The organism is Terrabacter sp. R4-6 (assembly GCF_057529065.1).
In genome coordinates this window covers 2,043,329-2,065,202 of record NZ_CP197224.1, presented here as the reverse complement: position 1 = coordinate 2,065,202, position 21,874 = coordinate 2,043,329, and the positions used below count along the sequence as shown (strand labels likewise).

Here is a 21,874-nt window from a genome sequence, read left to right as displayed (position 1 = left end):
CGAAGGTAGCGGTGCCGCGAGCCCGGCGTCACGACTTCTGTCGAGTCACCGTGCGGGCCAGGTCACATCTCCGGGTCCGGCGTGGTCTCCGCAGCGATCACGTGCATGACGGCGTTGATGAGCGCCAGGTGGGTGAACGCCTGCGGGAAGTTGCCGAGGTGGCGCCCCGTGTGGGTGTCGATCTCCTCGGCATACAGCTCCAACGGCCCGGCGAACGACAGCAGCTTCGCGCACAGCTCGTGCGCCCGCTTGTGCTCGCCGATCTCCGACAACGCCGACACGAGCCAGAACGAGCAGATCGTGAAGGTCCCCTCCTCGCCGGAGAAGCCGTCGTCCGTCTCGTCGACGCGATAGCGCAGCACGAGCCCGTCGACGGTCAGCTCGTCCGCGATCGCGAGCACCGTCGCCCGGATCACCGGGTGGTCCGGCGGCAGGAAGCGCACGAGTGGCGCGAGCAGCAGCGACGCGTCCAGCGCCGACGCCCCGTAGTACTGCGTCAGCACCCCACGCTCGTCGACCCCGTGCTCGAGGATGTCGGCCATGATCTCCTCGGCCGCCAGCTCCCACTCGGCGGCCTGCGAGTCCTCGCCGATCATCGACGCGAGCTTTGCGCCCCGGTCGACCGCGACCCAGCACATGATCTTCGACGACGTGAAGTGCTTGAGCTCGCCGCGAACCTCCCAGATGCCGGCGTCGGGCTCGCGCCAGTGCTTGAGCGCCGTCCGCACCTGCTTGCCGAGGATCGGCCAGATGCGCCCGTCGAGGTGGTCGGCCACCTTCGAGTGGAGATAGACCGAGTCGAGCAGTGCGCCCCAGACGTCGTGCTGCACCTGCGAGTGCGCGGCGTTGCCGATGCGCACGGGGCGCGACGCGGCATACCCCGGCAGGTGGTCGAGCTCGAACTCCGGCAGCTCCCGCTCCCCGCCGATGCCGTACATGATCTGCAGGTCCTCGTCGCGCTCGGCCATGTCGGCGATGAACGAGAAGAAGTCCACGGCCTCCCAGTCGAACCCGAGCGAGTACATCCCCCACAGCGCGAACGTCGCGTCGCGGATCCACGTGTAGCGGTAGTCGTAGTTCCGCTCTCCACCGATGGTCTCCGGCAGCGACGTCGTCGACGCGGCGGCGATCGCACCCGTCGGCGCATACGTCAGCCCCTTGAGCGTCAGCGCACTCCGCTGGAGGTAGCTGCGCCACGGGTGGTCGGGGAAGCGGCCGCGGGCGAGCCAGTGCTGCCAGTGGTGGGCCGTCCACACGAGCCGCTGGTACGCCTGCCCGAAGTCGGTCGGCGGCGGCTTGTCACCCCACGAGAGCGCGATGTAGCGGACGTCGCCCTCCCTGAGCAGCGTTCTGGCAGCCGCCTGCCCGCCCTCGAAGCCGAGCCGCAGGTCCGTCGTGAGCGTGAGCACCACGTCCGACCCCTCGGCAGTGGCGCGGCCCTGGTGGTAGCCGAGGTCGGTGTAGTCCCACGTCACCGGCTTGCGCCCGTAGTCGAGCACCGGCTCGCACTCGATCACCGTCTGCACCTCGCCCGACACGCAGCGGATCGTCCGCAGCAGCGTGTGCTCCGCGTCGTAGTCCATCGGTGTGCGCCGGTGCTTGGGGGAGACGTCGGCGTCGTGCCGCCACGGCCCGATGAGCAGCACGTCGCGCACGATGATCCAGCCCGTCGGGGTGCCCCAGCTCGTCTCGAGCACCATCGTGCCCGGCAGGTAGCGCCGCGCCGTCGGCACGCTGACGTCGGACGGCCCCAGCCGGAAGCGCCCCGAGTGCCGCCCGAGCACCGCCCCGAAGACGCTCGGCGAGTCCAGGCGCGGCAGGCACATCCAGTCGACGTCGCCGCCCGGCGCAACGAGGGCCGTCACCTCACCGTCGGACAGGAACCCGTAGTCCGCGATGGGGACGGCCCGGGCATGCGCGATGGGAGGAGCCGGTGCCGCGACGTCGCCTGATCCGTCCATGTCCTCAGACTGCTCGCGGTCCCCGGCGCGCACAAGGGCGGCCCCTCCGAGCACGTATGCCGTCCGGCGCGGTCGGGCGGCCGTGCCGCGGCGTGCGTCCGCTTCCGCAAGAGCCCGACAAGAGTCCCGCAAGGTCTCTCGAATTCGGACATTTCGCCACGCGGGCGGGTCTCCACTGGAGGGAGTCGTCCACCGACGACACAGACTTCGGCGGTTGGCCCGTTGTGGTACGTGAACCGTCACGGGGCCCGAGCTCGCATCGCGAGGCGGGCCCCATCGTCATCCGGGCCGCTCCCGCGACAATGTGGCGGCCCCGTGCAGCCGTGACGCGGGGCACCGCCGGCCAGGAGCGACCGAGCCCCGTCAGGCGACGGCGATGTCGACGAGCAGCTCGGTGGCCAGTCGCTCCAGATCGGCCCGCAGCGCCGCGGCGTCGGACCCGCCCGGCACCCGGACGACGACGTGCGCCTCGAAGAGCAGCCCGCCCGCCATCGGCGCCTCGCGCGTCCCGGTCGTCATCGTCTCGATCGACAGCTCGTGCCGGCTCAGCACCGACGACACCTCGCGCACGATGCCCGGGCTGTCGTTGCCGAGCAGGTCGATCGTCAGCCGCTTCGCGTCGGCGTCGTCGGCGACCACCGCGGCGTCGGCACCCGGATGGGCCGCCACCTCCAGCAGGCCGTCGAGCTCGCCCAGCGCCGCGGTCAGCTCGTCCACCCGACCAGCGGGCACCCCGACGACGACGATGCCGGCGAACTTGCCGGCCAGCTCGGCGAGCTGGCTGTCCTCCCAGTTGCCGTCGTGCGCGGTGACGACGTCCGCGAGGGCACTGACGAGGCCGGCGCGATCGTCGCCGATGACGGTGAGCACGAGTCTGGGCACATCCGCAGCCTACTGACCACACGCATCCGCGCGCCTCCCCACGGATCCGGACGATTTCGCGGCGCCGCGCCCGGGCACGGTGCTATCAAAGGAGGGTTGCACGGGGACCCATTCCCGCAGGCTGCGACATCGGGGGAGCGGCCGGCTCTGATCGGAGGTCGCGATGTCGCGCGCCAGTGCCAGCTCGAGTCCCGTTGCCCGACTCCGTCCCCTGCACCGGCTCCACCGCATCGCCGCCGCGTGCGCGCTGCTCCTCGTCGCTGCCCTGATCGGCCCCGGAAGCTCCGCCACGGCGGCCCCCAGCGCGGGCGAGATGTCCTACGCCTGCGCGCTCAAGAGCAACGGCCTCCTCCGTGCCGTCACCTCCTTGAGCGAGTGCAAGAGCAACGAGACCAAGGTGACCCTCAAGCCCGGCCCCGTGCTCGTCTGCATCCAGCCGTCCGGCTCGACCCGCCTGACGAAGAACGCCCGCGACTGCAAGCCGCCGGCCACCTTCAAGACGCTCCCGCCGCTGGCCGGCACCGTCTACTTCTGCGCGGCCCTTCCGTCCGGCACCCTGCGCTACGTCACGGGTCCGGGGCAGTGCCTCACCGGCGAGGTCCAGGTCCAGGTGACCCCCAACGACGCCGCGCCCAGCGTCACGTCGACGGCACCGGCCACCAGCGCGACCCACGTCAGCACGTCGGTGACGCCCGCCTTCACCTTCAGCGAGCCGGTCACCGCCACGGTGGGATCCTTCGCGCTCGTCTGCGACACCGCGTCGATCCCCTTCACCGTCAGTGGGTCCGGCACGACCACGGTCACGCTCGACCCGACCGGATCGCTGCCCCAGGGAGCGAGCTGCTCCGCCACCGCGTATGCCGCGGGCATCAGTGACGTCGACACGCTCGACCCGCCCGACAACCCCGCCGCCGACCGCACCTTCTCCTTCACGACGGACACCGCGCCCAGCCTCGTCTCGTCGACGCCGCTCGCGAACGCCACCGGCGTCGCCACGTCGGCGAACGTCGTGCTCACCTTCAGTGAGCCCGTCGACGTCGCCACCGCAGCCTTCACCCTCTCCTGCGGGGGCGGGTCGCTGCCGTATGCCGTCACCGGCTCGGGCACGTCGACCGTGACCGTCAACCCCGGCGCCGACCTCCCGCAGACCGCGACCTGCACCCTGACCGCAGCCGCCGCGCACATCACCGACGTCGACGCGGGCGACCCGCCGGACGCGCTCGCGACCCCGATCAGCCTGTCCTTCGTGACGGTCGACGCCGCGCCGACGCTGGTCTCCCTCTCGCCCGCGGACGGCGCGACGAACGTCGCGACCGACGCGAACATCGTCATGACCTTCTCCGAGCCGGTCAGCGTGCCGAGCGCGGCCACCTTCTCCCTCGAGTGCCCGTCCGGCGGTGCGCCCCAGGGCTTCACCGTCCTCGGCCTCAGCGGGACGACCCTGACGATCGACCCGGCCGCCCCGCTGCCCGAGGGTGAGACGTGCCGCTTGACCGGCGACGCCTCGACCATCACCGACGTCGACACGGTCGACCCGCCCGACACCCTCACCGCTGACATCGACTCGACCTTCGTCGTCGACAGCCCGCCGACCGTCGCCTCGACCAGCCCGGCCGACGGGGCGGCCGACGTGGCCGTCACGAGCGCGCTCACCGTGACCTTCAGCGAGCCGGTCACCGTCGCCCTGGACTCCTTCGAGCTCGCCTGCGACAGCGCGCCCGTCGCGTTCACGCTCGGCGGCTCGGGCACGGCGACCGCGACGCTCACCCCGAGCAGCGCCCTGCCCGGCACGGCCTCCTGCACGCTCACCGTGGTCGCGAGCAAGGTCCACGACGTCGACGCGGGCGACCCGCCCGACACCATGACGGCGAACGTCACGGCCACCTTCACCACCGTCGACGCCGCCCCGAGCGTCGTCTCCACCTCACCGGTCGACGGCGCGACGAACGTCGCGTCCGGGGCCACGATCACCGTGACCTTCAGCGAGCCGGTCACCGCGGATGCCGGCGCCCTCGCCTTCGAGTGCCCGACCGGCACGACGACGGCGTTCACACCGAGCGGCTCTGGCACCGCCACCCTGACGCTCACGCCCGATGCCCCGCTCCCGGCCGACACCGTCTGCCGCCTCACCGTCACCGGCAGCAAGATCCACGACGTCGACACCGTCGACCCGCCCGACGCGATGGCAGGCACCGTCACCGCCGGCTTCACCACCGCGGCGAACAGCGCACCGACCGGTCTGGCACTCTCCGCGTCGACGGTCCCCGAGAACCGCCCGTCCGGCACCGCCGTCGGCACGTTCACGAGCACCGACCCCGACCCGGGCGACACGTTCACCTACGCCCTGGCCGCCGGCGCCGGCGACACCGACAACGGCTCCTTCTCGATCGTCGGCGACGAGCTGCGCACCGCCGCCTCGTTCGACGTCGAGAGCAAGGCGACCTACTCGATCCGCGTCAGCACGACGGACTCAGCGGCCAACGTCTTCGCGAAGACCTTCACGATCACCGTCACCGACGTCAACGAGGCGCCGACCGACATCACCCTGACCAGCAGCTCGGTCCCCGAGAACCAGCCCGTCGGCACCGTCGTCGGCACCCTCGGTGCCGCTGACCCGGACGCCGGCCAGACGCATACCTTCTCGGTCGTCACCGTCGCGTCGACGGGCTGCGGGGGCACGTATGCCGACGGCTCCGCCTTCGGTGTCAGCGCCGGGTCGCTCGTGACCGCGGCGTCGCTGGACTTCGAGGGGAAGCCCTCCTACAGCGTCTGCCTGCGCACGACGGACGACGGCAGCCCCGCACTGTCCTTCGACGAGCTCTTCACGATCGTCGTCACCGACGTCGACGAGGCCCCGGTCGTCGGCGCCGACAGCTACACCGGCGCCGTCGGCAACACGCTCGCCGTGCGTGGCGTCACGGCGACCGGGCCGGCCACCACCCTGACGGGCCCGCTGCCGCTCGCCAACGACTCCGACCCCGAGGGCCAGACGGTCTCCGTCGTCGCCGGGACGGTCGCGACGACCGGCGGTGGCAGCGCGAGCATCAACGCCGACGGCACCTTCAGCTACCTGCCGGGCGTCGGCGACGTCAGCCAGACCGACTCCTTCACCTACACGGTGACCGACGGATCACTGACCGCCACCGGCACCATCAGCGTCGCCATCGGGGCCGACCGCGTCTGGTGGGTCGACGGCGCCGCCCCCGCCGGCGGCGACGGCCGCTCGAGCACCCCCTTCGCGGCCCTGACCCCGCTCAACGGGGCCGGCGGCTCGGGTGACCCCGACAGCGCCGGTGACCACGTCTTCGTCTACGCGGCCGCCGGGTCGTATGCCGGTGGGCTGGCCCTCGAGACCGGCCAGCGGCTCCACGGCCAGAAGTTCGGCCTCGCCATCGGCGGCACGACGCTGGTCCCGGCCGGTGCGACGGCCCCGACGATCACGAACGCCGCCGGCAACGGCCTGACGCTCGCGAACGGGGTCGACGTCCAGGGCGTCACGGTCTCGGGCGCCTCTGCCGACGGCATCCACGGCGACAACGTCACGACGGCGACCATCGGCGCCACCGTCACGGTGAGCGGGAGCACGGCCGACGGCATCGACCTCACGGGCGCCGCCACCGGCAGCATCGACGTCGCAGCGGTCATCTCGGGCAGCACCGCCCGATCCGTCAACGTCAGCAACCGCAGCGGCGGCACGACGACCATCTCGGGCACGGTCTCCGGCCCCGAGGTCGTCCTCTCCGGCAACACGGGAGCGACCGTCGCCTTCACCGGCGCGCTGACGATCTCCTCCGGCGCAGACAGCGCCTTCAGCGCCACCGGGGGCGGCACCGTGACGGCCACCGACGCCACGTCGAGCCTGACGAGCACGACCGGCACGGCCCTCGTCGTCGACGCGACGACCATCGGCTCCGCGGGCCTGAAGTTCCGGTCGGTGAGCGCGAACGGCGCGGCGAACGGCATACGGCTCAACAGCACCGGCAGCGCGGGCGGCCTGACCGTGGTCGGCGGGGGCAGCACGTCGCTCGGCGGCAACGCGAGCGGCGGCACGATCCAGAACACGACCGGCGCCGGCGTCTCCCTCACGAGCACCGCCGCCGTCAGCCTCAACAACCTGACGGTCTCGGGCACGCCGAACTCCTCCGGAGTCCTCGGCACCCAGGTCGACGGCTTCTCGTTCACGAACGGGACGGTGACCAACAGCGGCCAGACGAGCAAGCGCGCGTCCGACTCGAGCATCGCCCTCACCTCGGCCGGGTCGACCAACGTCACCGGCGCCGTCACCGTGTCCAACAGCGCGCTGTCGAGTGCCTACCAGCACGGCATCCACCTCCAGAACCAGAGCGGCACGATCTCGTCCCTGCACCTGGACAACAACGCCATCACCAGCGCGGCCTCGACGACGAACTCGGCCGGCAACGGGATCTTCCTCCAGGTCAACGGATCCGCGGGCGCGGCGGCTTCCGTGACGAGCGGGACGGTCTCGGGCAACGCCATCACGGGCTTCCCGAGCGGCAGCGGGGTCGTGGCCCTCGTCGGCAACGAGAGCGTCGCCGGCGTACCGTCGGTGACCTTCGGCACCGGCGCGGGCACGAGCGCCGTCGCCATCAGCGGCAACCGGGTCTCCGGCGCGAGCGCCGCGTTGCCGATGGGCGGCAAGTGCATCCAGGTGTTCCTCACCGGGCGCGCGACCGGCTTCGCCGACGTCACGAACAACGGGACCGTGGCCAACCCCCTCGGGCTCAACAAGGGCAGCTGCATCGACGTCGCCGCCGACGGCGCCGCCCAGCTGACCTCGCAGATCACGGGCAACACCGTCAAGCCGCAGGCGCAGCTGGGCGGGACCTACGGGATCACCGGCGGCAGCGACAAGCACGACTACGGCGCCGCGGGCTCGCTCGACTCGGCTGTCCTCCAGGCCAACGTCTCCAACAACAACGTCTCCTCGACGACGGGCATCGGCATCTACCTCGTCGCCAACAGCACCGGCACGAGCAAACTCAAGGTCCAGAACAACTCGGTCGCGGCCCCGATCGACCTCGTCGCCCGGCCCGGCATCCGGGTCGACTCCGGCACGAGCGTCGGCAGCGCCGTCAACACGACCGTCTGCCTGACGATCTCGGGCAACACGGCGACCGGTGCCACCGGCGGAGGCGACACCTATCCGGGCATCGGGCTGCGCAAGCAGGGCAGCCTGTCCACGACGAACACGTTCGGGATCACGGGGCTCAACCCCAGCCCGGCCACGGGTGCGCAGATGGAGGCCTACGTGTCCGGCCAGAACCCGACCAGCGCGTCCGGCAGCTTCGGGGCCGGCGGAGTCGCGAACGTCAGCGCCTCCGGTTTCAACTACATGTCCTGCACCATGCCGGCCTTCTGACCGGCCCAGCACCCGACCGCAAGGAGCGTGTGACCGATGGGCGATCCCTTCCTCGGCGAGATCCGGCTGATGAGCTTCGGCTTCGCGCCGAGGGGCTGGGCCCTGTGCGACGGCCAGCTCCTGGCGATCAACCAGAACCAGGCCCTCTTCTCCATCCTCGGGACGACCTACGGCGGCGACGGTCGGACGACCTTCGCGCTGCCGAACCTCCGCGGCCGGGTGCCCGTCCACACCAGCAGCAGCTTCAGCCTGGGCCAGCAGGGCGGTGAGGCCAGCCACACGCTGACGACCAACGAGACGCCGACGCACACCCATGCGTGGAACGCCTCGAGCGCACCGGCCACGAGCGGAAGCCCGGCGAACGCCGTCCTCGCGGCGAGCGTCGGGACGGCCGCGTTCGCGCCGCCGTCGTCGCTCGTCGCCATGGACCCCGCGGGCGTCGCGCCGGCGGGCGGGAGCCAGCCGCACGAGAACACCCAGCCCTACCTGACCGTCTCCTTCTGCATCGCCCTCCAGGGGATCTTCCCCTCCCGCAACTGAGGAGTGCACCACCCATGTCGAACCCCTTCATCGGCGAGATCAGGATCTTCGCGGGCACCTTCGCTCCCAACGGCTGGGCGCTCTGCCAGGGACAGGCGATGGCCATCGCCGAGAACGACGCGCTCTTCGCCCTCATCGGGACGACGTACGGCGGCGACGGTCAGACGACCTTCAACCTCCCGGACCTCCGCGGCCGGGTGCCGGTCCACCGCGGGACCGGTGGCATCGGGAACCCGGCGCTCGGCCAGGCCGGCGGCGTCGAGACCGTGACGCTGACGACTCCCCAGATCCCGGCGCACAGCCACGGTCTCAACGGCTCGTCCACGACGGCGACGACGTCGGGACCTTCCGGTGCCGTCCCCGCGACCCTCTCGGGGGTGACGACGTTCGGCTACGGCGCGGACGCGCCGCCGACGACGCTGGCCCCCCAGAGCCTCGCCCCCTCGGGCGGCAACCAGCCGCACGACAACCTGCAGCCCTACCTCGCCGTCAACTTCATCATCTCCCTCTTCGGGATCTTCCCGAGCCAAGGCTGAGGAGCCGACCGTGACCGATCCCTTCCTCGCGGAGATCCGGATGTTCGGGGGCAACTTCGCTCCGGTGGGCTGGGCGCTGTGCAACGGCCAGCTCCTCCCCATCGCGCAGAACACCGCCCTCTTCTCGCTGCTCGGCACCACCTACGGCGGCGACGGCAGGTCGACGTTCGGCCTCCCCGACCTCCAGGGTCGGGTGCCGATCCAGCCGGGCCAGGGCCCCGGACTGTCGCCCTACGACCTCGGCCAGGTGGGGGGAACCTCGACCACCTCGCTCATCGCGTCCGAGCTGCCGTTCCACACGCATCTCATCAATGCCTCCGCGACCGACGCCGGGGACCGTTCACCCGCCGGCGAGCGTTTCGCCGTTGGGGTCGGGGGCGTCAACGAGTACGCGTCCAGCCCCGACGGCACCGTGCTCGCCCAGCAGGCGGTGTCGGCCGTCGGCGGCGGTCAGCCGCACAACAACCTCCAGCCCTACCTGACGCTGACCTTCATCATCGCCCTGCAGGGCATCTACCCGCAGCGGCCATGACGCCGCCGACGCTGCGTGTCGAGACGGACGCCGACCGGGGACTGCTCGAGACCCTCTTCGCCGACCTTCGCGCCAGCGAGCTGTCCCTCCTGCCGGATGCGTCGATGCGCCGTGCCTTCGCCCGTCAGCAGGTCGAGGCCCGTGAGCGCGGCTGGCGCGACGCATGGCCGGACGCCGACCGGCTCGTGGTCGTCGTCGACGACGAGGCCGTCGGGCGACTGCTCGTCGACGTCGCCGCCGACCGGGTCCACGTCGTCGACATCGCGCTCCTGAGGGGGCACCGGGGGAGGGGCCTCGGCACGCACGTCCTCGACGCCGTCCTCGCGCAGGCGGACGCAGCCGGCCTCCCCTGCGAGCTGTCCGTCGATCGCGGCAGCCCCGCGAAGCAGCTCTACGACCGGCTCGGCTTCGTCGACGCCGGCGGCGACGAGCTGCGCCACCGGATGTGCCGGCCCGCGACGAGCGCTCAGGCGAAGGCCGCCTCGTAGCGGTGGAGCCCGTCGGCGCCCGGTCCGACCGGCACGAGGAAGAGGGCGAGGTCTCCCAGGTGCGGATGGTGGAGGGTCTGGATCCCCTGCGGCAGAACGGCATTCGCGTCCGTCGTGAAGATGAGCGAAAACTGCTCGCGCTGCGCGCCGGGACCGTGCCGGGTGACGTCGGCGAGGCAGAGGTCCGTCCCCTCGACGTGCGCGAAGGTCGTGCCGACGTGGGCCAGGAAGTCGTCAGCGGTCGCTGCCCCGAGGTCGAGCATCAGGTGCGGTTCACCGTCGCGACCCAGGACCGCCGGTCGGGGGCGGCGACGACGAAGACCGGCGTCGCGCTGAACCCGGACCGGCTCACCGCGTAGGTGCCGTCCGCGCGCCCGGGGCGCGACGCCGAGAAGAGGAGCGCGAAGCGGGTGTCGGACCCCGGCGGCGCCCCGACGATGTCGCGGACGTCGTCGAGCCGGGCGTCCCAGGACCCTGACCCGTCGGCGAGGACGAAGGTCCGGCCGACGAGACCGGTCCAACGGGCGCGGCCCAAGGGGTCGGTCGGAGCCTTCGCGGCTGCAGCGGTCCCCGCCGGAACGGCCGCGGCGACAGCAGCCGCGGGGACGCCCTGCAGCAGACGTCGACGAGTGATGACGACCATGCGCTCCGCCTCTCGACACCCCCGGGCACCGGTGCTCTCCGGCATCCTCGCATCGTCCCGCGCGGGCCCGCGGGCGTCAGCCGAACGGCATACGCCATCGGGCGACCCCGCCATCGGCGTGGGGCGGGCAGGTAGGCGCCGGGCCGGGTGCACCCGCTTCTTGAGTGCAACCCGGCCCGGTCAAAGGTGGCCGCTCAGCTGGCGGCCTGGGCCCCGACGAGTTCATCCGGCTCGTCGGGGGTCTGGGGGGAGCCCGACGGGGTGTCGGGAGGGGTGTCGGACGGGCGGCGCTCGGCGAGCCCGGCCATGCCCCAGCGCACCGCCGCCGTGCCGAGGTGCCCGAGCGGCCGCGCCACGAGCGTCGAGACGACGCCGGGCAGCGGGATGCCGAGCATCTCGCGCGCCCACCCGGGCAGCAGGGACACGCCGCCGGAGGCGAGGGTCCCGTAGCCCGGACGGGCGTAGAAGGGCAGGGGCGGGTCGAGCAGGAGGAAGCGCGCCGCCTCGCGCGCGGCGGGCGACGTCTCGAGCTCGGGACGGTAGGAGGCGAGGACGGCCCGAAGCTCGGCGACCGAGGTCGGCGGGTCGATGACGCCGAGCCGCCCGGCCGGGATGCCGGCCTGCGCGACGTAGACGTCGGCCTCGTCGTCGGTCAGGGGCGTGTCGCCGAAGGTCTGGTAGCCGCGCAGGAACGAGTCGATCTCCGCCGCGTGCACCCACATGAGCAGGTGCGGGTCGTCGGCGCGGTAGGGCCGGCCGAGGTGGTCCTTGCCGCGCACCCGCTCGTGGATCGAGCGGACCATCGCGATGGCGTCCTCGGCGTGCTCGATCGTGCCGAAGGTCGTCGTCGCGAGGTAGTGGCTCGTGCGCTGGAGACGGCCCCACGGGTCGCTCTTGTAGCCGCTGTGGCCCGCGACCCCGGCCATCGCCATGGGGTGGAGCATCTGCAGCAGCAGCGACGTGACGCCGGCCGGGAACATCGAGGCGTCCGCGTGCACCCGCCACACCGGGTCCTCGGGCGTGAACCACCGCTCGCCCTGCGCACCCCAGATCCGCTGCGCGCGGTCCGGCGCGTCGTCGCCGGCGACCTTGCTGCGCAGCATGACTCCCAGCTGGCGCTGGACCAGCCGGGCTCCTGCGGTGGGACTCATGCTCGACAACATAACCGCAGGTCAGCGGCGCGCGGAAACGATCTGTACAGGGTTTGGGACGGCTCGGTCGAACGTGTGTCCACCCCGACCGTGCAGGCGCGTCAGGACGCGTGCGGTTGCGTGCTGTTGTCTGGCGTCCTCACCGTGGCGCAGACCACAGCCGTCGTGCGTGTGGCGGGGCTCAGTCGAGCGTGATGCGGATGCCGGCGCGCGGGGCACGCGGCCGCACCCTGTCGGTGACCGCCGCGATGGCGTCGCCGAGCCGCGCCATGACGTACTTGCGGCCCATGGCGCGCTTGACCGCGGCGACGCCCTCCGCGCTGCGGTCGACGACGGCCGTGCCGGCATACGTCGGCGCCCCCTCGGGCACCCGCCCGCGCATGTCGCACGGGCGCAGCTCGACGCGGGAGGTGTGCGCGAGCCGCTTGAGCTTGCCGCTCGGGTCGACGGTGATGACGACGAGCTCGCCCCCGTCGCGCGCGACCCACACGGGCGAGCTCACCGGGACCCCCGTCCGGCGGAACGTCGTCAGCGACACGTAGCGGTTGGCGTTGACGACGTCGAGGTCGTCGGGCATGGGGCTCACGGGCCCAGCGTAGGCGGCACGCTCGTGCGCACAATGGGCCATGGCGCTCGCGCTCTGCCTCCTGCTCGACCGCACGTCCGACCGTCTCGTCCGCGAGCTGTGGCAGCGGCTCGAGGAGGCCGGCGTGCCGACGCTGCTCACCCACACCCACGGCCACCACGTGCCCCACCTGTCGTATGCCGTCCTGCTGGCCTGGGAGCAGGAGGCGGCCCGTGCCGCCGTGGCTGGGCTGGGCGACGGCGGGCCCGCCGAGGTGTCGGTACAGGGCACGGTGGTCTTCCCTCGTGGACGCGTGGCGCTCGCCGGGTCCGCCTCGGTCGCTCTGGCCACGCGCCAGGCCCGGGCGGTCGAGGCGCTGCGGGCGACCGGTGCGACGATCCACCGCCACTACGAGCCCGGCCACTGGATGCCGCACGTGTCGGCCACGACCGGGGTGCCGGGGTCGCGCCTGCAGACCGTCGTCGACGCGGTGTCCGACCGGCTGCCGCTGACGCTGCGGTGCGACCGGGCCGCGCTCATCGACACGACCGACGGGACCACGTGGGACCTGCCGGTCGTGCCGTGAGCGGTGGGTGCCGGCGGCGCCGGTCAGGGAGTCGAGCAGACGACGCCGACGCACTGGGCGAGGTCGCCGTTGCCGACAGCCTTGTTGCCGCCGCCGTCGGTCACGTCGTCGGTGGCGCGGATGCCCAGCTGTGCGTTCCAGGTCGCGAGGTTCTGCGCCAGGGTGCTCGTCCCCGCCGCGTCGATGCCGTCGCCGCCGTTGAGCGTCACGGTGTTCTGGCTGACCTGCGTGCCCGTGGTGTCCGCGGCCACGTTGATGCCGTCGGCCCGACCGCTGCTCACCGTGTTCTGGCTGAGCGTGATCCCCGTCGTGCCGCTGAAGACGGCGAGGCCGGCGTTCTCGGTGCCCGTGACGACGTTGCGCGTGACACTGACGGTGCCCGCGAAGTCGGCGACGTAGATGCCGAAGACGTTGTCGGTGGCGACGTTCTGGCTGATGAGGCTGTCGTCCGAGCCGCCGACGCGGATGGCATCGCCCCCGTTGGCCCACAGCGTGTTCCGCATGACGAGCAGGTGGTCCCCGTTGGCCACCTCGACGCCACGGACGTTGTGGTGGGCCGAGATCTTGGACACCGTCGTGTAGTGCGTGGTGTCGACCACGACTCCGTGCTCGAAGCCCGACACCGTCCCGTTCGTGATGGTCACGCCGGTGCGCTCGGCCGCCCGGACCCCTGCGCCGGTGCTCGGCCCCGCGCCGGGTCCGGTGATGCTGTGGCCCTTGAGGTCGAGCACGACGTTGTCGGCCCCGATGACGAGCGCGTCACCCGTGCCGGCGCAGACGAGGTCGGTGGTCAGTGCCGTGCTGGCCGTGATGACGGAGCCGCAGGTGACCGGTGGCGCGGCCTGCGCGGCCCCGGTCGCGAGCGTCGCTCCGAGCCCGGCGACGGCCGTGACCCCGAGTGCGCGGCGAAAGGTGGACGTGGACATGGCTGTTCCTCCCCGCGGGCCACGGCCTGAGACCAATCCCCAGCGGCAACCGCGTCCGCTCACCGAGTCTGCTCGTGACGCACCCGACCTCGCTGGGGTTCGCCGTATCCGGGCATCCGCAGAGGGTGTTCTGAGTACGAATGCCCAGTATCGACCGGGCCGCCCGCGTCTCTTCTCCCCGACCAACCAAACCTTCGGGGAAAGACACACGACCATGCGCATCAGCTTCACGCCCGCCGAGAACGGCTTCGCCTTCAGCAACGGTTTCACCAACCACGTCATCCGGATCCCGGCCGTCGGGGTCGACATCACGACCCGCGGCCGCTGCGGCGGCATGGCCGCCGCGGCCATGGACTACTGGCACGCCGGCCTCGCCATGTCGACGAACGGCACCCTGCCGCAGGACGGCTCGCTCGTCGCCGACTACATCTACTCCCGCCTCATGGACACCTTCGTCGACAACGGCCTGAAGTTCGTCCAGTACGCGACGAGCCTCGACCACCCGACGTGGCTGCGCGGCAAGGGCGTCGCCCGGATGACCCGCGAGGACGAGCTGCCCAGGCTCAAGGCGCGGCTCGACTCCGGCCAGCCGGTCCTCCTCGGCCTGACCCAGGCCCGTTCCCTGACCGAGCTCGGCAACGACCACCAGGTCGTCGCGTACGGTTGGGAGCAGGACAGCCGCTACACCTACGTCCTCGTCTACGACAACAACAACCCGGGCCGGGAGGTCCGGCTCCGGCTCACCACCGTCGACGACCCGGCCGAGCGCGCCATCACCGGCAGCAACGGCAAGACGTGGCGCGGGCTCTTCGTCGAGAGCTACACCCGCAAGGTGCCGAGCTACCTCGCCGACGGCCGCGTGATCCACGACTCGACCGACCCGCGCATCATGGTGATCCGCGGCGGAGGCCAGTTCTGGGTGCCGTCACCCGCGGAGTTCGACGCGTGCGGCCTGCGGTGGGACTCGGTCGTCTCGGCGAAGCCCGGGTCGATGGCCCACGTCGCGACCCACCCCGGCAACGGCACGCTCGTCCGCGAGCGCGGCACCGACCCGATCCACGTCGTCTACGGCGGGAAGGCCTTCTGGATCCCGTCGCCCGAGGTCTTCGAGGGTCTCGGCCTCGACTGGGGGAAGGTCCGCGAGATCCCGCAGGGGTCGCTCGCCGGCCTGCGCCAGATGCCGCTCGACCGGACCCTGCTGCGCGAGCGGTCGGCCGACCCGGTGTGGCTCGTCGACGGCGGACGCCTCCGTCACGTCACGAGCCAGGCCATCATGGACCGGCTCGGTCTCGAGTGGGGCTGCGTCCGCGTCGTCCCCGACGGTGCGCTCGCCGGCCTCGCGACGGGGTCGCCGCTCACCTGACAGAGGCCCGCGGACTAGTCACTTCTGGTCCGTTTGTGCCATCTTGCGTCATTTCCACGAACTGCGCCGACACCGGCGTGTCACTCTGTCGCGGTCGCCCTGGGGCGGGACACTCGTTCCCAGGAAGACCAAGACTTCGACGGTTGGCCCGTTGTGGTACGTGAACCGTCACTGGTAGCCCGGACTCGCGAACGCGAGCCGGGCTCCAACACTTTCCGGGCCGTCTCGCGTCGTCGACGGTCTCGGCGGATGCCTCGGTCCTCGCCTCGATGGTGACGCGGATCTCGCCGCCCGCCAACGGATTCCGGACTACCGTGAAGAGCATGAGGCGCCTTGTCGCACCCGTGGTCGTCGGCGCCGCGGTCCTGTCCGTGGTGACGCTGCGATGGTCGGCGCTGCACTGGGGCGCGACGACCGAGGAGACGCGCGAGCACCTCCCGGGCGACGACATCCTCCCCGTCGCCGGGCTCGTCGCCACCCGTGCCATCACCATCGAGGCCCCACCCGAGGCCGTCTGGCCGTGGGTCGTGCAGCTCGGCGCCGACCGGGGTGGCTTCTACAGCTACGACCGCCTCGAGAACCTCGCCGGCTGCCGGCTGCACAGTGCCGACACCGTCGTCGACGAGTGGCAGCACCTCGCCGTCGGTGACCTCGTGCGCCTCCACCCGCAGGTCGCGCTCGCCGTCGCCTCGGTCGACCCCGGACGCTCGCTCGTGCTGCACGCCGCGCCCGCGATGCCGGGTGACCCGGAGGGCGCGCCGTACGACTTCACGTGGTCGTTCGTCCTGCGCCGGCACCCGCACCGGGCGACGCGCCTCATCAGCCGAGAACGCTTCGCGAACACGCACCGCTGGTCACCGCTCCTCGTCGAGCCGGTCTCGGCAGCGAGCTCGCTCATGAGCCAGAAGATGCTCCGCGGCATCCGCGACCGCGCCGAGCGCGCGACCGTGACGTAGGCCGCGCGCCCGACGCAGGACGACGGCGAGGCTCAGGTCCCCGTGCCGGTGCGCACGTTCCATGTCGCCGAGATGGTCTCGTCCGCCCCGCCGGTCGCGCTCTGGAGGTAGATCGAGTAGCGGATGCTCCCGTAGGCGAGAGCGAACTCGTCGACGATCGAACCGTCCTCGCCGGCCTTGACGTCGTAGGAGGCGACCGCCACGTCACGCAGCTCGACCTCGAGGTAGGTGCTCGGGCTGTCGCCGCGTGACACGCCCTGGAGCAGGGCGCCGGCGCTGCGTCGGCCGTTCACGGTGCGCAGGAACAGTCGCGGACTCTGCGACCCGCCCTGCGCGGAGAGGGACACCGTGTCGACCCTGGGCTTGCTCGAGGACCAGCCGGACGAGGTCAGCATGGCGCCGTTGGTGGCCCCCGTCGACCAGTCGTTCAGATCGATCCACCCGGCGTGGTCGGCGTCCACGCTGTCGCCGGGGACACCGTCGAGCCGGAGGAAGAAGTTGCCACCCGTCACGCCCGCCAGAGCGGCGACGGTGCCCATCGAGGGAAGGCCTGCCGCGGAGGCCGGAGCGCTGCTGCCGAGCGCGAGGGCCCCGGTCAGGCCGCCGAGACCGAGGGCTCCGGTCTTGAGCGCCCCGCGGCGGGTGGGAGTGAATGCATCGTTGCCGTCGACCATGTCGTCCTCACAGGAGTCAGGTGGCCCATGATGGCCACGGATCTCGATCGTGGCGCGAAACGGCAACAGGCGCAGTCGAATCCGATTCCTGCAACGCGCTACATACAACCGATGTCAGATCTTGTCGGTCGATGTCACGACACTGCGTCCGAGGCGGTGACCCGCCGTCCCCGGGTGAAGTAGGCGATCGGGCCCACGAAGTTGATGGCGATGATCGCCGCCCACTTCCCCTTGCTCCCCACGATCTCGCTCGCCGGTCGTCGGGCCAGGTCGGCCCACGCCGTCGCGGCCAGCGACAGCTGCACGCAGCCCGCGACGAGGATCGCCCGCTGCTGTCCGCTCGTCAGGTCAGACCACTTCTTCCGTGCCATGACGCCTCCTCAGGTCTCGAGGGCATTCTCCCTCCCTCCGGCCTAGCAGGTCCCCACGCGCCTGACTACGTGATGTGACGGACGAGACGGCCGATGGCACAGTCGGTCCACTGCATCGGTGTCACGTTGGAAGCGGCAGGGGGGAATCGGTTGGGAGTCATCATGAAACGCGCCTTCGTCGCCGCGGCCGTCCTGGCCGTGCCGCTCGTCCTCGGACCCCTCACCGCCGGGTCCGCCGGGGCCGCACAGCCCCGGATCTACCACACCATCGGCTCCACCTCGGCGTCCGCGGTCATCGCCTCGACGCAGGGCTGCGAGCTGACCGAGGTCTTCGTCTCCTCGAGCACGGCCATGTATGCCGCCCAGCCCGGTCCCGTGGGCAAGCAGGGTCTGACATCGGTCTTCGTCCGCGTCACCGACACCTGCACAAGTGTCACCCGGACCGGCACCGGCGGGGTCACGGCGGCCGCCGGAGGTGGTGGCGGCACCGTCATCTTCGAGGCGGACGCGCAGAACGGGGCGCCGCTCGTCGTCGACCCGCGCCTCACCCGTGCATCCGTCACGACGAGCCTCGCCGGCACCGACGGTGACGGCGTCCCCGTCACGGTCCGTCTCGCCGCGACGTGGACCGGCACCGGCCCGCTCGAGCACACGACGGTCTCGAACCACGACCACTTCGGTGACGGCAACGTCAACGCGACCGACAACAACCTCCGGCGCGACGCCTCGGCGCGTGTCTCCGTCCAGGTGGCCGGGCGCTCTGCCACGGCACGGCGACCGACGCGGTCATCGAGCAGTCGCGCTCGCGCTGCATCGAGGTGCCGCGTCCCGGCGTCGAGGGCTTCTACCCCTGCTTCGGCTTCCCCGGCTGAGCCGGGCCGGCCGGACCGGCAGGTCACGAGCGACGCGCGGGCGGGGACGGCATACGGCCCCCCGCCCGCGTGCACCGTCCCCCCGTGCCGCTCGGGGCCGCTCGGTGCCGCTCGGTGCCGATCGGTGCCGCTCCGCTCAGCGCAGGATGGCGCGGAAGGCGTCGAGGAGGATCTCGAGCTCCATCTCGCCGATGACGAGCGGGGGAGCGATGCGCACCGTCGAGCCGTGCGTGTCCTTGACGAGGACGCCGTGCTCGAGCAGGCGGTGCGACGCCTCGCGCCCGGTCATGAGGCTCGGGTCGATGTCGACGCCGGCCCAGAGGCCGCGGCAACGCACCGCGTCGACGCCGTGCCCGAGCAGCTCGCGCAGCCCGTCGTCGAGGAGCGCACCGAGCTGCCGAGCCCGCTGCTGGAACTCGCCGGTCGCGAGCAGCCCGACGACCGCCTGCCCGACGGCCGCACCGAGCGGGTTGCCGCCGAACGTCGAGCCGTGGCTGCCGGGCGTGAAGACGCCGAGCACGTCACGGTCCGCGACGACCGCCGACACGGGGACGATGCCGCCGCCGAGGGCCTTGCCGAGCACGTAGATGTCGGGCACGACGCCCTCGACGTCGCACGCGAAGGTCGTGCCCGTGCGGCCGAGCCCTGACTGGATCTCGTCGGCCACCATGAGCACGTTCCGCTCCCGCGTCAGCCGGCGCACGTCGCGCAGCCACCCCTCGGGCGGGAGGATGACGCCGCCCTCGCCCTGGATCGGCTCGAGGAGCACGGCCACGGTCTCGTCGGTCACCGCGGCTTCGAGCGCCTCGAGGTCGCCGAAGGGCACCAGGTCGAAGCCGGGCGTGTAGGGGCCGTAGTGGTCGTGCGCGAGCGGGTCGTCGGAGAAGCTGATGATCGTCGTCGTGCGGCCGTGGAAGTTGCCGGCCATGACGACGATCCGGGCCCGGCCGTCCGGCACGCCCTTGACCTCGTAGCCCCACCGTCGCGACGTCTTGATCGCCGTCTCGACGGCCTCGGCGCCGGTGTTCATCGGCAGCACGAGCTCCTTGCCGGCGAGCGTCGCGAGGTCCCGGCAGAAGGGCCCGAGCCGGTCGCTGTGGAAGGCGCGGCTCGTCAGCGTCAGCCGGTCGAGCTGTGACCGAGCCGCGGCCACGAGCGTCGGGTGCAGGTGCCCGAAGTTGAGGGCCGAGTAGCCGGCCAGCGCGTCGAGGTAGCGGCGACCGTCGACGTCGGTCACCCACGCACCCTCGGCGGAGGCGAGGACGACGGGCAACGGGTTGTAGTTGCCCGCGATCCAGCTCTGCGCCAGGGAGACGTGCTCGTGTGTTGCCTCGGTTCGTGCCGCCGTGTCGCTCACCCCTCGATCGTGGCACCGGGCTGCGTCGGCGGCACCCGAATGTGACTCGAAACCGGGGTGATCCCGCTCTCGGACCGTCGCCGCCCCGACACCCCGGTGGGACACTCGAAGAGGCGGGTCCCGCAGCCAGGACTACCCGCGGTGGGGTGTGTCGGTCACGTCGGTGACCCAGCCGGTGGAGATGGCCATGAGCACCCCCAGCACCGACACTCCCCGTGCCTCCCGGACCCGCGTCGTCATCCTCGGCGCCGCCGGTCGCGACTTCCACGACTTCAACGTCGTCTTCCGCGACGACCCGGCCTACGAGGTCGTCGCCTTCACCGCGACGCAGATCCCCGAAATCGACGGACGGCGCTACCCGCCCGAGCTCGCGGGACCCTTCTATCCGCAAGGCATTCCGATCGTGGCCGAGTCCGAGCTGACCGACCTCGTCGAGCGGGAGCACGTCGACGTCGTCGTCTTCGCCTACTCCGACGTGCGGCACGAGCAGGTCATGCACCTCGCCTCGCGCTGCATCCCGGCGGGCGCCGACTTCCGCCTCCACAGCGCGCGGCGCACGATGCTGCGCAGCACGAAGCCCGTCGTCGCCGTGACCGCCGTGCGCACGGGCGTCGGCAAGAGCCAGACGACGCGCTACCTCGCGCGGATGCTCATCGACCTCGGCCTCCGCGTCGTCGCGGTCCGCCACCCGATGCCCTACGGCGACCTGGCCGCCCAGGCCTGCCAGCGCTTCGCGACCTATGCCGACCTCGACCGCCACGACTGCACCATCGAGGAGCGGGAGGAGTACGAGCCGCACCTCGACGCGGGTGTCGTCGTCTATGCGGGCGTCGACTACGAGCGGATCCTCCGCGAGGCCGAGCAGGAGGCCGACGTCATCCTCTGGGACGGCGGCAACAACGACCTGCCGTTCTACGTCCCGGACCTCCACGTCGTGCTCGCCGACCCGCTGCGCCCGGGCGACGAGGCGGCCTACCACCCCGGCGAGGCGAACGTCCGGATGGCCGACGTCGTCGTCATCGCCAAGTGCGACTCGGCGCGGACGGCCGACATCGAGGCCGTCGAGGCGTCGGTGCGCTCGCTCAACCCGAGGGCCACGGTGCTGCGCGCCGACAGCCCGGTCACCGTCGACGACCCGGCCGCCGTGCACGGACGCCGCGTCATCGTCGTCGAGGACGGCCCGACCCTGACGCACGGGTCGATGACCTACGGCGCCGGCGTCGTGGGCGCCCGCGCGGCCGGTGCGGCCCTGCTCGTCGACCCGATGCCGTATGCCGTGGGCTCGATCGCCGCGACGTACGCGACCTACCCGAACGCGCGGGGTGTCCTGCCGGCCATGGGCTACGGGGCCGAGCAGGTGCGCGACCTCGAGGCGACGATCCGGGCGGCCGTCGACGCGGGGGAGTGCGAGGCGGTCGTCAGCGGCACGCCGATCGACCTGACGCGCGTGCTGTCGGTCCCGGCGCCCCTCGTCCGGGCGCGCTACGAGCTGCGAGAGGTCGTGCCCGGTGGCCTGGCCGCCGCGGTGCGGGCCACCCTCCCGCTCGACGTCCTTGCCGTCCTCGGCACCCATGCGGGTGTCTCGTTCACCGGGAGCGCATCATGAGCACGCCGACCGAACACCTGCCCTCCGACTCGCGCGACCACCACACGGGCCACCAGCTCGACCAAAGTGACCCCGCACCGGTGCGGGGCCGTCGCGCGGCCTACGCCGGCTCGCTCCTCACCAGCCTCGTCATGCTCCTGCTCATCAACGTCTGGCCGGGCTGGGAGGTCGTGCCGTTCCTCACCCCTCGCACGGTCCTCGTCCTCGGCGCCGTCAACGCCTCGATCGTCGCCCGGGCGAGCGCCGACCTCGTCAACGTCGTCGTCGACCTGCCACGTCCGCGGGCCTTCGGCGACATCATCTCCATCGGCTTCGGGCTCATCGCCATCACCCAGGTCTGGCGGGTCTTCCCACTCGATGTCATCGGCACCGGCTGGGAGGTCGTCGCCCGTGTGCTGCTCGTCATCGGCTTCGTCGGCAGCCTCATCGGGATCGTCGAGGCCATCGTCAGACTCGTCACCGGCCGCTTCCCCAGGATGTGATCA

The 21,874-nt window shown here is 72.0% G+C and carries 21 protein-coding genes; 10 read left to right on the top strand and 11 right to left on the bottom strand.

Annotation, left to right across the window (positions count from 1 at the left end; genetic code table 11):
* Positions 1–62 precede the first annotated feature (62 nt).
* Together ACSSS0_RS09780 and ACSSS0_RS09775 are read right to left on the bottom strand one after the other, a co-directional pair.
* Complete coding sequence (locus ACSSS0_RS09780; RefSeq protein ID WP_487230985.1) at positions 63–1,961, bottom strand: glycoside hydrolase family 15 protein; 1,899 nt, start codon at positions 1,959–1,961, stop codon at positions 63–65.
* A gap of 363 nt (positions 1,962–2,324) precedes the next feature.
* Positions 2,325–2,843 carry a glycine cleavage system transcriptional repressor gene (locus ACSSS0_RS09775; protein WP_487230984.1) on the bottom strand — a complete coding sequence of 173 codons (519 nt, stop codon included), beginning with the start codon at positions 2,841–2,843 and terminating at the stop codon, positions 2,325–2,327.
* A 163-nt stretch (positions 2,844–3,006) separates the two neighbouring features.
* On the opposite strand from ACSSS0_RS09775, the gene ACSSS0_RS09770 reads away from it, so the two are divergent.
* Genes ACSSS0_RS09770 through ACSSS0_RS09750 form a run of 5 tightly spaced genes read left to right on the top strand, consistent with a single transcriptional unit; the run spans position 3,007 to position 10,319 of the window.
* Positions 3,007–8,223 (top strand): beta strand repeat-containing protein, encoded by a 5,217-nt coding sequence (locus ACSSS0_RS09770; RefSeq protein WP_487230983.1) that lies wholly within the window; start codon positions 3,007–3,009, stop codon positions 8,221–8,223.
* Between the two features lie 36 nt (positions 8,224–8,259).
* The gene (locus tag ACSSS0_RS09765; RefSeq protein ID WP_487230982.1) at positions 8,260–8,763 is read left to right on the top strand and encodes a phage tail protein; all 504 of its coding nucleotides are present in this window, start codon (positions 8,260–8,262) and stop codon (positions 8,761–8,763) included.
* Between the two features lie 14 nt (positions 8,764–8,777).
* Entirely contained in the window at positions 8,778–9,299 is a 522-nt protein-coding gene (locus tag ACSSS0_RS09760) for a phage tail protein (RefSeq protein ID WP_487230981.1), read from the top strand.
* Between the two features lie 10 nt (positions 9,300–9,309).
* Positions 9,310–9,831 carry a phage tail protein gene (locus ACSSS0_RS09755; RefSeq protein WP_487230980.1) on the top strand — a complete coding sequence of 174 codons (522 nt, stop codon included), beginning with the start codon at positions 9,310–9,312 and terminating at the stop codon, positions 9,829–9,831.
* On the top strand, positions 9,828–10,319 hold the full coding sequence (locus ACSSS0_RS09750; RefSeq protein WP_487230979.1) for a GNAT family N-acetyltransferase: 492 nt from the start codon (positions 9,828–9,830) through the stop codon (positions 10,317–10,319). The genes ACSSS0_RS09755 and ACSSS0_RS09750 overlap by 4 nt, the downstream gene beginning before the upstream one ends.
* On the opposite strand, the gene ACSSS0_RS09745 is transcribed toward ACSSS0_RS09750, so the two are convergent.
* The 4 genes from ACSSS0_RS09745 to ACSSS0_RS09730 form a co-directional block, all read right to left on the bottom strand.
* Complete coding sequence (locus ACSSS0_RS09745) at positions 10,298–10,582, bottom strand: DUF6916 family protein (RefSeq protein WP_487230978.1); 285 nt, start codon at positions 10,580–10,582, stop codon at positions 10,298–10,300. The genes ACSSS0_RS09750 and ACSSS0_RS09745 overlap by 22 nt on opposite strands.
* The gene (locus ACSSS0_RS09740; protein ID WP_487230977.1) at positions 10,582–10,962 is read right to left on the bottom strand and encodes a DUF6916 family protein; all 381 of its coding nucleotides are present in this window, start codon (positions 10,960–10,962) and stop codon (positions 10,582–10,584) included. Before ACSSS0_RS09740 ends, ACSSS0_RS09745 begins: the two co-directional genes overlap by 1 nt.
* Positions 10,963–11,156: 194 nt before the next feature.
* Positions 11,157–12,113: an oxygenase MpaB family protein gene (locus ACSSS0_RS09735; RefSeq protein WP_487230976.1), complete on the bottom strand. Its 957-nt coding sequence runs from the start codon at positions 12,111–12,113 to the stop codon at positions 11,157–11,159.
* A gap of 181 nt (positions 12,114–12,294) precedes the next feature.
* Positions 12,295–12,690 carry a PPOX class F420-dependent oxidoreductase gene (locus ACSSS0_RS09730; protein WP_487231203.1) on the bottom strand — a complete coding sequence of 132 codons (396 nt, stop codon included), beginning with the start codon at positions 12,688–12,690 and terminating at the stop codon, positions 12,295–12,297.
* 49 nt (positions 12,691–12,739) lie between these two features.
* Here ACSSS0_RS09730 and ACSSS0_RS09725 point away from each other — a divergent pair, with 49 nt between their 5' ends.
* A complete protein-coding gene (locus ACSSS0_RS09725; protein ID WP_435984186.1) occupies positions 12,740–13,264 on the top strand; it encodes a 2'-5' RNA ligase family protein in 525 nt (174 codons plus the stop codon).
* 23 nt (positions 13,265–13,287) lie between these two features.
* Here the strand turns inward: ACSSS0_RS09725 and ACSSS0_RS09720 are convergent, their stop codons facing one another.
* A complete protein-coding gene (locus ACSSS0_RS09720) occupies positions 13,288–14,190 on the bottom strand; it encodes a right-handed parallel beta-helix repeat-containing protein (protein WP_487230975.1) in 903 nt (300 codons plus the stop codon).
* A gap of 214 nt (positions 14,191–14,404) precedes the next feature.
* Here ACSSS0_RS09720 and ACSSS0_RS09715 point away from each other — a divergent pair, with 214 nt between their 5' ends.
* Positions 14,405–15,553 carry a hypothetical protein gene (locus tag ACSSS0_RS09715; protein WP_487230974.1) on the top strand — a complete coding sequence of 383 codons (1,149 nt, stop codon included), beginning with the start codon at positions 14,405–14,407 and terminating at the stop codon, positions 15,551–15,553.
* A 323-nt stretch (positions 15,554–15,876) separates the two neighbouring features.
* On the top strand, positions 15,877–16,509 hold the full coding sequence (locus ACSSS0_RS09710; RefSeq protein WP_487230973.1) for an SRPBCC family protein: 633 nt from the start codon (positions 15,877–15,879) through the stop codon (positions 16,507–16,509).
* A gap of 32 nt (positions 16,510–16,541) precedes the next feature.
* On the opposite strand, the gene ACSSS0_RS09705 is transcribed toward ACSSS0_RS09710, so the two are convergent.
* The 4 genes from ACSSS0_RS09705 to rocD form a co-directional block, all read right to left on the bottom strand.
* Positions 16,542–17,183, bottom strand: coding sequence for an Hcp family type VI secretion system effector (locus ACSSS0_RS09705; protein WP_487230972.1), 642 nt, complete (start codon positions 17,181–17,183; stop codon positions 16,542–16,544).
* Between the two features lie 134 nt (positions 17,184–17,317).
* Positions 17,318–17,554 (bottom strand): PLDc N-terminal domain-containing protein, encoded by a 237-nt coding sequence (locus ACSSS0_RS09700; protein WP_487230971.1) that lies wholly within the window; start codon positions 17,552–17,554, stop codon positions 17,318–17,320.
* 257 nt (positions 17,555–17,811) lie between these two features.
* A complete protein-coding gene (locus ACSSS0_RS09695; protein ID WP_487230970.1) occupies positions 17,812–17,937 on the bottom strand; it encodes a hypothetical protein in 126 nt (41 codons plus the stop codon).
* A gap of 625 nt (positions 17,938–18,562) precedes the next feature.
* A complete protein-coding gene (gene rocD, locus ACSSS0_RS09690; RefSeq protein WP_487230969.1) occupies positions 18,563–19,783 on the bottom strand; it encodes an ornithine--oxo-acid transaminase in 1,221 nt (406 codons plus the stop codon).
* A gap of 187 nt (positions 19,784–19,970) precedes the next feature.
* Here rocD and ACSSS0_RS09685 point away from each other — a divergent pair, with 187 nt between their 5' ends.
* Both ACSSS0_RS09685 and ACSSS0_RS09680 read left to right on the top strand, forming a co-directional pair.
* On the top strand, positions 19,971–21,389 hold the full coding sequence (locus ACSSS0_RS09685; protein ID WP_487230968.1) for a cyclic 2,3-diphosphoglycerate synthase: 1,419 nt from the start codon (positions 19,971–19,973) through the stop codon (positions 21,387–21,389).
* Positions 21,386–21,871 carry a hypothetical protein gene (locus ACSSS0_RS09680; RefSeq protein WP_487230967.1) on the top strand — a complete coding sequence of 162 codons (486 nt, stop codon included), beginning with the start codon at positions 21,386–21,388 and terminating at the stop codon, positions 21,869–21,871. Before ACSSS0_RS09685 ends, ACSSS0_RS09680 begins: the two co-directional genes overlap by 4 nt.
* Positions 21,872–21,874 lie beyond the last annotated feature (3 nt).